The sequence below is a fragment of the Paenibacillus sp. O199 genome, assembly GCF_001636635.1.
Classification (GTDB): Bacteria; Bacillota; Bacilli; order Paenibacillales; family Paenibacillaceae; genus Paenibacillus; species Paenibacillus marchantiae.
This window is the reverse complement of sequence record NZ_LGRP01000034.1, coordinates 1-15,570: the sequence shown is the minus strand read 5'-3', so window position 1 is coordinate 15,570 and position 15,570 is coordinate 1. Positions and strand designations below refer to the sequence as shown.

At 48.5% G+C, this 15,570-nt stretch carries 11 protein-coding genes and 1 pseudogene; 6 read left to right on the top strand and 6 right to left on the bottom strand.

All coding sequences use genetic code 11. The annotated features are described in order from the left end of the window. The first annotated feature begins 90 nt into the window (after nt 1–90). The gene (locus tag A6049_RS27635; RefSeq protein ID WP_063567671.1) at nt 91–1,410 is read left to right on the top strand and encodes a glycoside hydrolase family 125 protein; all 1,320 of its coding nucleotides are present in this window, start codon (nt 91–93) and stop codon (nt 1,408–1,410) included. Between the two features lie 299 nt (nt 1,411–1,709). Here A6049_RS27635 and A6049_RS27630 read toward each other — a convergent pair whose 3' ends face one another. Together A6049_RS27630 and A6049_RS27625 are read right to left on the bottom strand one after the other, a co-directional pair. Beyond that, nucleotides 1,710–2,765, bottom strand: coding sequence for a Gfo/Idh/MocA family protein (locus A6049_RS27630; RefSeq protein ID WP_063567670.1), 1,056 nt, complete (start codon nt 2,763–2,765; stop codon nt 1,710–1,712). Nucleotides 2,766–2,840: 75 nt separating this feature from the next. Then, nucleotides 2,841–3,728, bottom strand: a complete 888-nt coding sequence (locus A6049_RS27625) for a sugar phosphate isomerase/epimerase family protein (protein ID WP_063567669.1) — start codon at nt 3,726–3,728, stop codon at nt 2,841–2,843. Nucleotides 3,729–3,858: 130 nt separating this feature from the next. Between A6049_RS27625 and A6049_RS27620 the strand changes: the two genes are divergently transcribed. After that, a complete protein-coding gene (locus A6049_RS27620) occupies nt 3,859–4,746 on the top strand; it encodes a helix-turn-helix transcriptional regulator (protein WP_063567668.1) in 888 nt (295 codons plus the stop codon). 126 nt (nt 4,747–4,872) lie between these two features. Here the strand turns inward: A6049_RS27620 and A6049_RS27615 are convergent, their stop codons facing one another. Beyond that, the gene (locus A6049_RS27615) at nt 4,873–5,556 is read right to left on the bottom strand and encodes a hypothetical protein (protein WP_063567667.1); all 684 of its coding nucleotides are present in this window, start codon (nt 5,554–5,556) and stop codon (nt 4,873–4,875) included. A 263-nt stretch (nt 5,557–5,819) separates the two neighbouring features. On the opposite strand from A6049_RS27615, the gene A6049_RS27610 reads away from it, so the two are divergent. Beyond that, nucleotides 5,820–6,737, top strand: coding sequence for a PD-(D/E)XK nuclease family protein (locus A6049_RS27610; protein WP_063567666.1), 918 nt, complete (start codon nt 5,820–5,822; stop codon nt 6,735–6,737). Nucleotides 6,738–6,888: 151 nt separating this feature from the next. On the opposite strand, the gene ald is transcribed toward A6049_RS27610, so the two are convergent. Then, complete coding sequence (ald, locus tag A6049_RS27605) at nt 6,889–8,022, bottom strand: alanine dehydrogenase (RefSeq protein ID WP_063567665.1); 1,134 nt, start codon at nt 8,020–8,022, stop codon at nt 6,889–6,891. Nucleotides 8,023–8,212: 190 nt separating this feature from the next. Here ald and A6049_RS27600 point away from each other — a divergent pair, with 190 nt between their 5' ends. Beyond that, nucleotides 8,213–9,883, top strand: a complete 1,671-nt coding sequence (locus A6049_RS27600; protein ID WP_063567664.1) for a PucR family transcriptional regulator — start codon at nt 8,213–8,215, stop codon at nt 9,881–9,883. 54 nt (nt 9,884–9,937) lie between these two features. Here A6049_RS27600 and A6049_RS33040 read toward each other — a convergent pair whose 3' ends face one another. Further along, on the bottom strand, nt 9,938–10,222 hold the full coding sequence (locus A6049_RS33040; protein WP_139295722.1) for a hypothetical protein: 285 nt from the start codon (nt 10,220–10,222) through the stop codon (nt 9,938–9,940). Between the two features lie 345 nt (nt 10,223–10,567). Between A6049_RS33040 and A6049_RS27590 the strand changes: the two genes are divergently transcribed. Beyond that, nucleotides 10,568–12,637, top strand: a complete 2,070-nt coding sequence (locus A6049_RS27590; RefSeq protein WP_063567662.1) for an nSTAND1 domain-containing NTPase — start codon at nt 10,568–10,570, stop codon at nt 12,635–12,637. A 295-nt stretch (nt 12,638–12,932) separates the two neighbouring features. Here A6049_RS27590 and A6049_RS27585 read toward each other — a convergent pair whose 3' ends face one another. Beyond that, the gene (locus A6049_RS27585; RefSeq protein WP_063567661.1) at nt 12,933–14,627 is read right to left on the bottom strand and encodes a sigma-54 interaction domain-containing protein; all 1,695 of its coding nucleotides are present in this window, start codon (nt 14,625–14,627) and stop codon (nt 12,933–12,935) included. A gap of 455 nt (nt 14,628–15,082) precedes the next feature. On the opposite strand from A6049_RS27585, the pseudogene A6049_RS33035 reads away from it, so the two are divergent. After that, nucleotides 15,083–15,570, top strand: a pseudogene (locus A6049_RS33035) (YVTN family beta-propeller repeat-containing protein); the annotation flags it as partial.

Below are 15,570 nucleotides of genomic sequence, written 5' to 3'. Positions count from 1 at the left end.
TATCATAACGAAAATAACAATGCGACACAAATCATTGAATGAAACGATGCAAACAAATATGGAAACTTTAATTCAAAGGAGACGACATCCATGGAACAGTTCAGATTACCGAAAATCCCCATGCCGCATCTGGAATTACCGCAAGCTGTGCAGAACATTCTTACCGAGGCCGAGGAACGACTGCAACATAGACCCAGATTGCTGGCACAGTTCCGTAACTGTTTTCCCAACACGTTGGAAACGACGACAAAGCTATTGGATGATGGGACAACCTTTGTTATTACAGGGGATATCCCGGCAATGTGGCTGCGTGATTCAGTGGAGCAGGTGATGCACTACGTTCCGCTGGCAAAGGAAGACGAACAGCTGCAGCGGATCATTGGCGGGCTGATCAAACGGCATACATTCTATGCGGACATCGATATCTATGCCAATGCGTTTAACGAAACGGCTAATGGATGGCATTGGGATGCAAATGATGAGACAGAGATGTCGCCTTGGGTGTGGGAACGCAAGTTTGAACTGGATTCACTTTGTTTCTCTATGCGGCTCGCCTATGCGTATTGGCGTGAGACGGAATTGACGGATATATTTGACGAGCGTTTCAAGAGGGTGATGGAGAGCATAGTAAGTCTATGGAAAACAGAGCAGCGCCATGGTGAGCAGTCCCCATATCGATTCATGCGGCGGAATTGTCCAGCCCATGATACGCTCCGTAACGAAGGATTGGGGATGCCGGTAAACTATACCGGGATGATCTGGTCCGGTTTCCGCCCCAGTGATGATGCATGTGATTTTCATTATAATATCCCGGCAAATATGTTTGCAGCGGTGACTTTGCGTCAAATGGGGGAGATTGCGAGGTGGGTTTTCAGAGATGAGAAGCTGGTCAGCGAGATGGCTCATTTAGAAGAAGAAATACGACACGGTATTTCCTTATACGGTACTTACCGTCACCCCGAGTATGGGCAGATTTATGCCTATGAGACGGATGGTTACGGCAACTTTTGCCTAATGGATGATGCAGGTACCCCGGGACTTATGTCTATTCCGTATTTGGAGTATGCTTCCACCGAGGACATCGTGTACCAGAATACACGGCGCTTTATTTTGAGCAAGGAAAATCCGTTTTATTATGAAGGACAAGCAGCCAAAGGCATCGGCAGCCCTCATACTCCTCCCGGCTACGTCTGGCATATGGCGCTGTCCATGCAAGGTCTGACCGCAGACAATGATAAGGAAATGCTGGAGATGATTAATCTGCTGGAGAACACAGATGCAGGTACCGGGTACATGCATGAAGGTTTTCATTCAGATGATCCAAACACGTTCACAAGGCCCTGGTTTGCTTGGTCGAACAGCCTGTTCTCGCAGCTTGTGTACAAGGCAATGAAAAAAGGAATTCTATAAAATGATGTAAGTTCAAAAAAATAACTGCCTGCAAAGCAGTCGTTCCGGTTACGAATCGTTCTTTCTATCGCTGTTATCCCCGGATTTTTTGATTCCCTTTTTGTAAGGGGAAATCCGGTGATAAAGGCGAGCACTTCGTTTCTCCAGAATCGATTTCGTTCCCTGCACTACTTCGCGTTTTATCAGAAACTTTTTTTGTACCTTGTATAGGAAAAGGAAGTAGATAAAAAACAATAAAGCCCAAACTGCTAAACTTTTGCAGATTGGGCTTTATTTAATTCAAGTACATAGGCGCTTCGCTATGTGGTTTTCAGCAGATCGGCGATGAGCACCTTTTGACCTGTACGTGCGCTTTCCAGGGATGCGAGAACCATGGCCATACTGAACTGGTTGTCACTGCAATCGGTCTCAGGCAGTTGTCCGGATTCCAGCGCTGCGAACATGTCTTCGAGGCAGCCGTGATGTCCGGTTTTCTCCATGACGGGCAGGTATCCCTCAATCCGCTCACACGGTTGGAAAAAGGACGGTTTGCCTTCCGCATCCAGATGTTGCGCCGAGACAACTTCAGCATAAATGTCATCATTGCCATCCCAGATGGCGGTTCCTTTTTCTCCGGTTACGCGCCAGGATGCTTCCCATGAAGTAGGTACACCTTCTGCGCACCAGGACCCGCGATAGTTAAACACGGAGCCATCGGACATTTCGAAGATACATAGTGCCATCGCATTGCCTTGATACCATGACCCCGGAGGATTGAATTCGTGGCAGTACACCGAGACCGGGTTGGCACCGAGAATATAACGTGCCTGGTCGAAGGTGTGAATCGCCATATCCAGCAGCAATGGACTATCCATCAGGTCACGGAATCCTCCAAAATGTGGACCCAGGAAGAAATCTGCCCCTGCAAAACCGACCTGACCAATCGTTCCGTCGGAAATCAACTGCCGATAGGCGCGAATACGTGGATCAAAACGGCGATTTTGCATCACAGCTTGAATATTGCCCGTACGGCGTGCAGTCTGAACAATATCTTCACAGTCAGAGAAGGATTCCGCCAGAGGTTTTTCGCCAAATACATGGCATCCTTGTTGTAACGCTGTCATTGCAATGCCGTGATGGCTCGCTGGAATGGTGACATCAAATACGATATTGGCATCAGTTGCTCGAATGGCCTCACTGATATCCGTAAACGTGGGACAGGAGAGACCGTGTCGTGCAGCGAGTGCAACGGCAGTCTGTTCATACAGATCGACAAGCCCCACAATTTCCGTGTCCGGTCTTTGCATGGCGTAATCAACCCAGGTGTTGGACATGGCCCCACAGCCTGCCACAACTACCCGATAAGGATGACTCATCCTATCATCTCCTTATGCTTTTCATTTTTTATGCTCTTGCAATGGATATCATGCAACTCAATGTTAATCCCGTTTCTATACCGGATTGGGAACAAAATCTCCACCACGACATTGTTTCAAATATTTTAAAGCGTGCACCTGTCCGGTCATTTCGAGTTCATCTTTGTAGACAGGATCATGCCAACCTTCAATATCAATCGTTCCCTGATACCCATTTTGGCGCAGAATCGTAATGATGTCGGACCAGTTGGTATCCCCGAATCCAGGCGTACGGTGCCAGACGAATTCTCGTGGGCCGTGCACGCCATATTCTTTGACGATGTCCCAGGCAATGGTGGCATCTTTGCCGTGCACATGGAACACTTTAGGCGCCCACTTGCGCAGCTGCGGAATCGGGTCGATCAGGCTGGACATTTGATGGCATGGCTCCCATTCCAATCCGATGTTTTCGTCAGGAACTGCATCGAACATCATCTCCCAGGCCGTTGGATTATGCGCAATGTTCCAATCACCCGTCTGCCATGTACCGCCCATATCACAGTTTTCAAAAGCAATGCGTACACCCCGGTCTGCAGCCCGGCGTGCCAGTTCTCCAAACACTTCCTTGAACCGTGGGATTGATTGGTCAATCGGTTGATCGGTCAGTCGTCCGGTAAACCCGGAGACGATATCCGCTCCGAAGAGGTGGGCATGGTCAATCACCCGTTCCCAACTGGCCAGTGTATCGGCATTATCCCCGACTCCGGTGAGCGGATTGCCGAACACACTTACTGCAGAGATGACAATTCCCTGTTCGTCCACGATTTCACGGACACGTTTGGCTGTCTCAGTGAGGTCCAGATCACCAGTCGTTTGCCAGAAGGTCAGATTGAATGATTCGAAGCCATGTTTCATAATCTGTGGAATGACGCGGACTGCGTCATGTCCACCTACAAGTGTGCCTATACGTAACGGATTATTCATGGTTGTATTTCACTCCAATATTGGCTTATAGTACTTCGTGACACACTCATTATAGCCGGGCATCTGCCGGATGGCTCTATACAATCTTGTGCAATATTAGTCTGATCTTGTGGGGAGAGGAGGAGACAGCGTGCTGGACCTGAAAGCGCTTCACGAAAATACCCGCATTGACCATAAATCGCATCCATTTCAGCTGTTCCAGAATCGTTGCTGGGGGATGAAAACGGAAGAATGCATTCTGTACTTGCACTGGCATGAACACTTTGAACTGATTTTTATGCGGAAGGGAAGTGCACTGTTTCATATCGACAGCAGGCCTTACGTAGCTCAAGCAGGTGAGGTTATTATCATTCCTGGAGGGGCGCTGCATGTTGGGTATGCTCTGGAGGAAGGGGATATCCATTTTGATTCGGTTGTGCTCAACAGTGCATTATTTCATGATTTTACCCATGATCCCGTTCACTTGAAATATGTTGCTCCCTATCTGGAGGGGAAGGTAAGATTCCCGGTAAAACCGGCGGAGCACGACATAGCTTGCCAAGGCTATTACTCCCTGTTGGATGAAGCCATCGAGGAGATGGCCTCACAGCCGCTTGCCTACCAACTGGTTGTGAAATCCAAGCTGCATGCCTTGTTCACACTGCTTGCCCGTACATTTATGCCACACCAGCTTCCTGATAAAACAAAGGGATCGTATTTTCCCAATCGGGAACGTTTCAAACATTTGATTGAGCAGATTGAAGCGGAGCCAACAGGGAAAATATCCGTTACCGAGGCAGCCGGTCAGGTGGGTCTGAACACGTATCATTTTTGCAAAATGTTCAAAAAACTGACTGGACGCACCTTTGTAGAATATGTGAATGGGTGCCGAATGACGAAAGCCGAACAGTTGCTGCAGGAGAGCAGCCTTACCATTACCGAGATCGCTGCTCAGGTTGGCTGTGATAATGCTAACTATTTTACGAAGCTGTATAAACAATACAAAGGGATGACACCCTCGCAGGGGCGTTTAAAATAGGAAGGCCTTGCGTCAACAGGGTACAAACAAAAATCCGGATCACCGCCAGAGATGTGCGAGTAATCCGGATTATTTTATGAATATCAGATATCAGAACAAACATTTGATCTGTTTTATAAACATTGCTTATTTCATGAATTTCGAGAATAATCGGTTGGCCTTCTTGGAGAGGTCGTCCAATTTGATATTGGCCTGATCCAGTTGATTGTATCCCCATTTGATCGTTTGCAGCATGCGTGGGGAGATGGGCGTACCTTTGATCCGTGGATAAATATTGTGATAGGCCCAGACGAGATGCTCCCAGCGATTATCGTTGCCGTCCTGAATATACTCCGAGACGTCGATGACTTTTCCGCGTCCATTCTGGAGAATTACATTTTTTAGGTGAATGTCCCGTGGATTCAGGCCACGGCTGCGTACTGCCTCACGAGCTTCGTCCACATCGAGCATGACCTGCTCGGGGACCGGGATTCCTTTTTCCAGACATTCGAGCAAGGTATCTCCCGCTTCAAAACTAATCACAAGAACATTCCGGCCGCTGCCGTAATAGGTAGGGAAGTAGGGCAGGCCTTTGAGCTGCTCATATACCTGTTTTTCATTTTCAAGTTTGTCCAGGGCATGATCTGAGTACATCTTGAAGGCATACTGTGGCAAGCCGTCATACGTAAATACCGCCGCATCCGTTCCTGTACCAATACAATTCAGTCCTTCTACATGGCCAATGATGTTCACGAGCTCATTCCGGTCGCTTCCGATGACTTGGATTTGTTGTAATGCCTCTTCCGCCTGGAACCAATCCGGTCGATTCATGGGTGGTGCCTCCTTTTAGGATATGCCTGTACAATTCATCTGTCTAACTGCAAAATCCTGTACTCTTTTAGTATAGTATGTGTTCTGCGTTGTAATTTCATCTTTTGGTGATGTTACTATATAAACGTTACGCATTGAATCGGAAACGGTTGCGGATAGAAGAAAATTACGGAAGGGTGCTTGCGGCGTTTTTGCCCTTTCCTATATACTGTGAGCATTAAGGGATCTCATGCAGATCCGGCATCAGAAAGGCAGAATATCTTATGGCACAATACCCGCAGTGGTCTTATTCGCAGTCGCGGGCGAGTATGTTCGATGAGTGCCTGCGCAAATATTATTATCATTATTATGGAGCCCATAACGGCTGGAAGGCAGAGTCGGCTGATGAGATGCAGGTACGTCTGTATCGATTGAAGCAGCTCAGTAATCTATACCTCGTATTCGGTGACCTCGCACATCGGATGTGTGAATCGGCGGTACGTAGCAGGGAAGAAGGCAAGGATAAACCTCGTGAGCACTTCCTGGAACTGACGATGCGCAAGCTGCTGAATCAGGCGTATGTGGAATCCATGGATCAGGATCAGTGGCGGCTCGACCCCAAGAACCGGGTGATGTTGTCCGAGATGTATTACGGGGATGACACGTTGAATGACCGGATTGCCACGATCAAAGAACGAGCCTCGGCCTGTGTCGGCAATCTGTATCAGACGCTCACGTGGGAGGACTTGTCCCGTGCGAGTACGGATATTTTGGAGATTGAGAAATGGGATACGATGATGCTGCACGATACGCGTGTGTATGTGAAGATGGACTTGTTATATCGTCGCAGCAACGGCAACATCGTCATTGTGGACTGGAAAACGGGCAAGGAGGATGACTTCTCGGATCAGTTGATGCTGTACGCATCCTATGTGAGGGAGCATTACCGGGTTCCACTGGAGCAGATTGAGCTGCGGGTGGAGTACCTGTTAACCGGGACACACCGAGAGTTTACGGCAACGGAAGAGGATATCCTGAAGGTGGAGGAGAACGTGGGGCGGTATATAGCGGAGATGCGCTCCTGTGTGGATGATGAGTATTACAACCGTCCCAAGGACGTCTCGTATTTCACGCCAATGCCTTCACGCCGCGCTTGCCGGGACTGTAATTTCCGTGAGGTGTGCAGCGAACGTGTAGTATAGAGCGCCACCCGAAGCATCTTCAGATCTCATTCCTATTTCATGTAAAAATAAAACAAGAAGCGCCAGCCTGGACAGGATCTGCCCGGACTGGCGCTTCTATTACGTTCCACAGGCCGGCGACAAGGCGCCAGGTGGAACGGTCATATCAAGATTACTGGACCGCGGCGGTATTCTCCAGCGCCTGTCCTGCGGGAACATAGGCATGCCCGAGATCCCGGGCAACCGCCTCATACGTGATATGTCCATTCAGCACGTTTATCGCGCTGCGAATGGACGAACTGCCGCGAATCGCGGCGGCTGCACCGTGGTTCGCCAGCTGCAGCGCATAAGGCATGGTGGCGTTGGTCAGCGCCACCGTAGACGTGCGCGGCACCGCGCCCGGCATGTTCGCTACCGCGTAATGCACCACACCATGCTTCACATAGGTCGGTTCATCGTGGGTCGTGATATGATCAATGGTCTCCACAATTCCGCCCTGATCAATCGCCACATCGACAATGACCGAACCGGGTGCCATGGTGGTGACCATTTGCTCGCTGACTAGGGTTGGCGCTTTGGCGCCTGGAATCAGCACCGCACAGATCAGCAGGTCGGCAGCCGCAACAGCCGACGCAATATTGGATGGACTCGATACCAGCGTATGAATCTGATTGCCAAAAATATCATCCAGCTGGCGCAGACGATTCAGATTCAAATCGAGGATGGTCACATCCGCACCCAGACCAATCGCGATTTTGGCGGCATTCGTGCCCACCGTCCCGCCACCAATAACGACGACCTTGCCACGGCTTACGCCGGGTACGCCGGATAACAGAATGCCTTTGCCACCTTCCGTTTTCTCCAGCAGCTGCGCTCCAATCTGAGCCGACATCCGTCCGGCAACTTCACTCATCGGTGTGAGCAGAGGCAGCGTACCGTTAACTTCCAGTGTCTCGTACGCAATGGCGGTTACCCGGCTTTCAATCAGTGCCTTTGCCAGTGCAGGTTCCGCTGCGAGGTGCAGGTAGGTGAAGAGAATCAAGCCAGGACGGAAATAGGCGTATTCGCTGGCAAGGGGTTCTTTGACCTTGATGATCATATCTGCCTCAGCCCACACAGTTGAAGCTGTATCCCGAAGCTCCGCTCCAGCCGATTGATATTCGTTGTCTGTGAATCCACTGCCCAATCCTGCGCCACGTTCGATCATGACCTGATGTCCGGCTCTGACAAAATCAGCAGCTCCAGCTGGGGTCATTGCTACACGGTTTTCATTGTTTTTGATTTCTTTCGGAATTCCGATTCTCATCGCCATGCACCTCGTCCATTTAATGGTTGTTAGCTTATACTACAAGTTTATGACCTGGATCATCGTTTTGCACCTTACCTCATGTCTATGTTTTGAAGAATTTATTCAACATAATGTCGAGAAAAGACTATTCAGGACATTTACCCATCGCTTATAATGTAAGAAAAAATGACACTATGAGGGATCGATATTGAGAAATGACCGCGTGTTTACGATAAAGGATATTCTGGCTCGCCCCGTCTTTGCCAAAGCCCGGCTTGCTGCGGGGAAAGAAGGAACATTACGTCAGGTTGGATGGGTTCATGTGTTGGAGATTACCAATGTTTCTCCATTTGTAAGTCCCCATGATCTTATTTTATCCACTGGACTATGGCTTCAATCGGAAGAATGGCGCGAAGAATATCTGCTCCAGTTAATCCGGAGCGAAGCGGCGGGGCTCTGCGTGGAATTTGGTACGAGCATTCATGGCATTCCCGAAGAATTGATTGAACTGGCTGACAGGCATCAATTCCCACTTATCGTGTTTGAGCAACCGGTACGTTTTGTTGAGATCACGCAAGATATTCACGCTTTGCTTATTAATCATCAACACCAACTGCTGAAGAGTCTGGAAACCTATTCCCGTCAGCTTCAGCAGCGAACATTACAGAGTACAGACATGTCGGCTGTACTTCATCTTCTGCATGAATACGCGGCCAAACCGGTTGTGTATATCTCGTCCATGGAACCGGGCAGTTTTGTGCCGGAGCTACCTTCGGAGACACAGCAAGCGATCTACACATGGTACGAACAGGAGGTTGAGCATCTGGATCTCAATGATTCAGACACCGAGTTATGGTTCCATCTGGATGAGGAACAGGTGTTACTGTGTCACCCGGTCGTATGTTTTGGTCAGGTTTTTTCCGCGGTAGGCATGGTTGTACATCCTTCAGCACCCGTCGAGTATCTTAAGCTGTTGCTCGATTATACAGCGAAGGCTGCGGCGGCACTGACTCTGCGGTCGCAGTTTTTGGAGGAGAAGATGGTACGCAACCAGAATGAACTGATCCAGGATCTGATGAACGGTAACATTCTTCATGAAGAGCAGGCACAGACCCGAATGGGGCTCCGTCTGCTGGTAAAGGGACAGTACTGGTTTGCCGGCGGGGTTATTGAGATGGAGCACCGTCTGAAAGGCATCGGCCGTGAGCGAATGGAAACCAACCATCAGGATATTCTGGTTCTGCTGCGTTCGTTACTCAAAAAGAACAATCTGGCCAGCCTCATCATGCTGAAAAATAATCAGGTATATGTATGCTGTGCCAGGGAAGAGAGCAAGACATCCACACGAAATCAACTGGTAAAGTCACTTGAAGGCACTATTGTTGATGTGAAGAGATTTGCGAGTCGCAACCTGAAGCAGGTTACGATCCATGCCGGATTTGGCAAGGTGCGTAACCGTTTAACAGGATTGCCAGACAGTCTGCGGGAAGCGTATCAGGTCATCGAAGTTTCACGATCCGTAGATCGGCTAGAACATATTCATTTTTACGAACGTATGGGTATATATCAAATGTTAAAAGCATTGCCCCAATCGTTTCTGCAGCCTTTTGTGAATGACCATCTGGGTGTTCTGATTGAATATGATCGGACACATCATCTAAGGCTGGTGGAGACCTTGGATGCCTTTCTGCAAAACTTCGGTTCCAAGCGGGATGCAGCTGCTCAATTGTTCATACATCGGCAAACTCTGTACAATAGATTGGAGAAGTTAGAAGAATTAATGGGACCTGATTTTATGGATCAGGAAAGAAGAATCTGCCTGGAGATGGCGCTGCTTGCTCATGCCATGATCGAGGAGGAGCAGGATTTTTCGTCTTGATGGATCAGGCTGGAAGACAGTCTAGACTGTGCGTTATTGAAAGATGTGCACAGTCTAGCAATTTTTACTGATGCGACGAGTTTGTCGTAATGCTCTCGGTAATACAGGGTTGCCAGAATCCGGACGGCGGCCGCGAAACAGTCTCGGTTGGCCAGAGGAAGGTGCAAGGGATAGTGAGGTGGGAGCAGCCAAGCGGTATGGTGAAGAGCTGCGCTCTGGAAGAGTTCCCGTCTCCATTTTTTTGGATGAAACATCGGTTTGACGCAACCATTCATCAAGTCGTTCACGGTTGATTCCTAGTTGTCCGCTCAGATTACAGATATCGAGGTTTTTTTTCACACAAATCCGCCTTTCCTGGAATATCGGGCTGTATAGGTTCTGAAAGGGAAGCATGAAGTTTTGAAAATAGTAGCTGCTTATGGACTTCAGCGTTCTGAATCACATCAAATGCCCACTTGATTGGTGTGCTCGATTAGCGGAATGGCGAATATGTTGAACATCCTCATGAAAGATGTATGTACCCAGTGTTAAACGTTTGCATACAGCTGTTTTGTGTATTTTACTATAATTTGGCTTTTATCTAGATTTTATCACTTCACATGTAACTGTGCGTCTCAATATAGTCTCAACTTGTGAGAAAATACGGTTAAGGGAAAGTACCAGTATCTAGTACGGAGGACACAGATGGAAAACAGTAGTGAGATTCAATACGACAGCCATTATGGTCATGGAAAACGTTTTGTGGGTCGAGCCAAGGAACTGATGCTGTTGGACCGATGGCTCAGCAATCCGGAAGCACCTTTAACCATTTTTTCAGTTACGGGAATGGGGGGGATCGGTAAATCATCCTTGCTGTCCGAGATGTTGTCCATTGCTCGAAACCAGGGGGCAACTGCCATATGGATGGATGGCAGATCCTGCGGCTCTACACCGTCTGTTTTTTTGGAGTATCTCTCCTCTACATTGGGACTTGAGACAATGGGGAGTGATGGTAACAAGCGGCCATTAAGCCTGCTGAGTGAAACTTCAGTTCAGAGGCGGCTGGTCCTTGCTGTGGATAATTATGAGGAGCTGGCTCTTCTGGAGAGTTGGTTTATGGAAGTCTTCGTATCCAAGCTCCCGTTATATGGAGTACTTATTATTCTGGCCTCACGACCGGAGCCGGCTTCAGCATGGCGGACACATCCAAGGTTGCGGCAGCGCCTCGTGCAGATGCCTCTTCAACATTTTACGGGTGAAGAAGTGTCCGAATACATTGCGGTGGCAGGATCATTGAACAGGAGCATAGCGGGGACGATTGCGCGTATGACGGATGGACATCCGCTCGGGCTAGCGCTTGCTGTGGAGGCAGCGGATCAGCGCAGGAATATTCCTATCTCCGATTGGACTGAATTGTCTCAGATGATTAGTGCCAGACTGCTGCTTGAATTGACGCTTCCCCGGCTGCACCCGATGGTAGAGGTATTAACGCTGCTGGAAACGGCGAATCAGGAATTGTTGGCATCTGTGCTGCAAACAGAGGTGACGCTTGAAGAATACAACGTCCTGAGGCGTATGTCATTTATCCGTTCCGGTCCTAATGGTTTGGCGCTGCATGATATGGCCAGACTGCATTTGCTTCGGGATTTCCGCCAACGTGAACCACAGCGTCTGCAAGCCATGCGTGTGCGAATAGCGGGGCTGTTGAAGCCGCTCCATGAACAAGCGGGTCCACATGAGAGACGCCAGATTACCAGGAAAATGCTCCTTTTGTGTCAGGAATCCATGCTACAGCATCGGAAGTATGCTGATGTATCGGCAGATTCACTATTTTCTCCGATGGAAGTGATGCGAGCGGAAGATTTGCCGGCGTTGCACAAATTGCTCCAACAGTGGTGTGAATATAGTGTGGAGCCCTGGCAGGCGCCGTCTTATCCTGCTTTTTTAGACGAACTTGCACAGCGTTATCCTGAGGGAATTGTACTGATGCGTGACAAGGAGGGCGATCCGATCGCGATGTTCATTACGGTGCTCGTGCACCGGGAGAGCAGCGGGATGTTGTGCAACTATTTTCCGGCCGAAATGCAGGAATGTTTCACACCAGAAGAGCTGGATTGTGATCCGGACCAGACGGATACTCACTTTGCGGTACTCGCTGCAGCAAGGGATGATGTGCCAGGTTACAAACGTGAAGAACTTGTGGGTTATATGTCGCTGGATCGGCTGTCACTACTGGGAGAAGGGGCCAGGGTCATATTGGTCGCAACCAATCCGTATCTGAAGCTGTTTTTGCAGAACATTGGTTTTCGGAGTAAAAGAGCACGTACTCGTTTATGTGACCTGTATGAAGATCAGGCATCTGTGCTGGATCTGGATTTACGTAGCGGGCAATTCGGTGACTGGGTGATGTCCCTTTTGGGTCCGGATACAAAGAGCAGCGGGTTACAACAGGGGACATCTGGCGTGAATCAGGTTCCCTGGTCCGAACAGGATGTACGCAAAATGTTGACTCATCTGCACTCTCCCGGAGAATTGCATGAGTCCGCAGCGCGAGTGAATGGCATGACGGATGGAATTCAATTACAGACTCATATCCTGGATTTGCTGGAGGGCCGGGTTCATGGTATCTCCCAGCAGGATCAGATGCTGTTATACACGGCCTATTGGACACATGCTGGCAATCCAACTGCCGCAGCACAAGCATGCTCGATGAGTCGGGCGACATTCTATCGGCATCTGCGAGCGGCTTTGGTCCGACTGGCAAGAGTGCTATAGGTGATAGAAAGCATAATATAATTTCATTGGAAATTAGCATTATCGGAAATTAATATCATTGGAAAAAACAAAAAAACACACAGTAACCGGCCTTTAGAGCTGGTCCTGCGTGTTTTTTTTGATGGAATCATTCTCAATCAGTGACTATAAGATCCAGGGTTATATTAGGCCGATAGGTTAGTGAAATTGAAGCATTAACGATTCGTTTCCACTAAGCAGTCGGCCAGTTCTTCTATCTGGATGATGGTGGCAATGGGGTTCCGTCAGTACCGTTATAACGACAAGAAGAGGCTGGTCATAGACCGAGCCTCCTCATGCGGTTATAGAGCGTTGCTCTGGAGATGCCGAGCTGCCGGGCGAGCGTTCTTTTGTTGCCTCCGGCGGCTTTCAGATATTGCAGCAGCAGTTCCGACTCATAGGTGTCCAACTGCTCCTGATAAGATAGGGTGGAAGTATCTTGCGACTCGTCTTGTTCTCCTTCATGTATTGAAACAGCTGGGTCCGAGCTGCCAGGTAAACGTGACGAGCCTGATTCCAGGCCAGGCTGTGGATGAAGCTGCACTGTCTCGTTCAATATGGATTGTGCCTGATCAATGGATGAAATGAAGGTGTCAGGGAGATATTCAGGCTTGACCTCGCCATCCGTGGTGAGAATGGTGATCCGCTCAATCACATTTCTTAATTCCCGTACATTACCCGGCCAGTCATACTGGAATAACAGCTTGAACACCTCAGGAGGAACCAGTTCAATATGACGATTATAGAGCAAGGAAAACTCTTGCAGGAAGGTCTGTGTCAACTCGTAAATATCTTCCTTGCGCTTACGCAGGGGAGGGATGACGAGGTTAATGACATTCAATCGATAGTAGAGATCTTCCCGGAACTGATTGCGGGCAATCATGCCCAGCAGATTCTGATTGGTTGCGGCGATAATCCGACAGCTTGCCTGTTTCATACGTGTTCCGCCAACAGGGAAGTAACTTTTCTCCTGTAATACACGCAATAGCTTCACCTGAAGCTCCAGCGGCATTTCACCTATTTCATCCAAAAAGAGCGTACCGCCTTCGGCCAGTTCAATTTTCCCTTTTTTTCCTTTGGGATCAGCCCCTGAAAATGCACCCTTCTCGTAGCCAAATAACTCACTTTCAAATAATGAACCAGGAATAGCTCCGCAGTTAATGGCAATAAACGGCGCTGTCTGCGGTTCACGCAGGTCGTGAATGGCTTTGGCGAATAGCTCCTTGCCCGTTCCACTCTCTCCTAGAATGAGCACGGTAGCTGAGGTAGTACTGATCTTGCGAATAGTCTCCAGACAATGGTTGATTACCGGACTGCTACCCTTGATTCTGGCAAACGGATCGGAATCCGGGCGTAGACGGGCAACGGCTTTCTCCAGATGCTGGACTTTGGATGTCATATGTAATAACTCTTGATGCAGACGAATTTCGGTTGTTATATCCACTTCAGCGGCAACCGCACCTACAATACGTCCATCGAGTTGCACTGGACGTGCATTAATCAGGGCGAATAGATCGGGCCTTGGCTGGTGCTGCTTTCGATACACGGTTTCCCCTGTATATAACGTTTTGAGCGATTGAAGGCGATCAGGGGGAAAGAAATCCGCTGCCGGTTTCCCAATGATATCTTTTTTGTTGATGGAAAAAACATGCTCCGCACCCGATGTCCAGTAGGTCACCTTTGCTTCTTCATTAATTAACGTCAGAGCTGAGCCTGCTGTCTCCAGTGTTGTCTCGAAATAAGCTTCCATAAGCCGATGGGCATGCATCATTTCTTGCAGAACATCGGATACAGCGATATAGCCCAATAGAGGTCCATCATCCTGAATTAACAGATAAGGACTGGTATTGAAAAGGGGGATGGCATCTGCCAGTCCAGTGGTTGAAGGGATGGCGGGCATGGGGAGGCCCGAATCCAGGATACTCGTATCTGTACGTAATAAGGTCATTAATTCTGGAAGTAAATGTTTCATCGATATCACCTCAGTTAGGGCATAACTTTCGGAAAGTACACCTGTTGCACGAGCTACTTACAAGTGGCCCCCAAATGAAATGATTGGGGGGATGATGGTTACCCATATTATAGCTTTCCAAATGTAGTGTGTATATATTTTTTGACATGAAGCATACATGTTATCGGCGCAGAAGAGAGGGATATTGATTTTTTATTTTTGTTATGCGCTTACAATTTTATTGTTTAGGAATAATTGTTAATTGATATGAACGAATCAGAATTTTAAGTGAGGTACGAGTTATTAAAACTGACATTTAAATGGTGAGCCGCACTGTTATCTCTCAACCTGATACCGGGCTGTTTAAGTGATTATTCATATAGAACATGAATTGTCCACACCATTAAGAAACTTCTGAATAATGCTATACGAAGGCTCAATCCGCATGAAGAAGAATAAAAAAGGAGGATGATGAAATGGCCATTCTATCAACCGGACCCATTGAAAACAATATTTCAGGTGTAACCGGTACCCGCCCCACTCAATTCGTCACCGTCAAAATCGATAATCGGGATTCAATAGATGTATATAATGTTCTTCTTTTGGGGTACTATCTCGATGGAGTCAGAACGTTATATGTAGAAGAACTGTTTAATGTGTTGCCCAATCAGGTCATAACCAAAGATTATAGCGCAAATTTTGATGCGTTCGAGTTTATATTTTCCACAGCAGACCTCGCTGCCCCGGAAGCGCAAATTTCCGTATGGGGCAAAGACGCCGAAGGAGAGTTAGTCACGGCTCACCGATTGGTATCTCAGGAGTTGCTGGGTGAAACCCTGAGCATAACAGGTGTAACCGGAGCGACAGGAGCCACAGGTGCAACAGGTGCCACAGGTGTAGGGGCAGGCTCAACCGGAGCAACGGGAGCCACCGGAGTGACGGGAGCAACAGGCAACACTGGAGT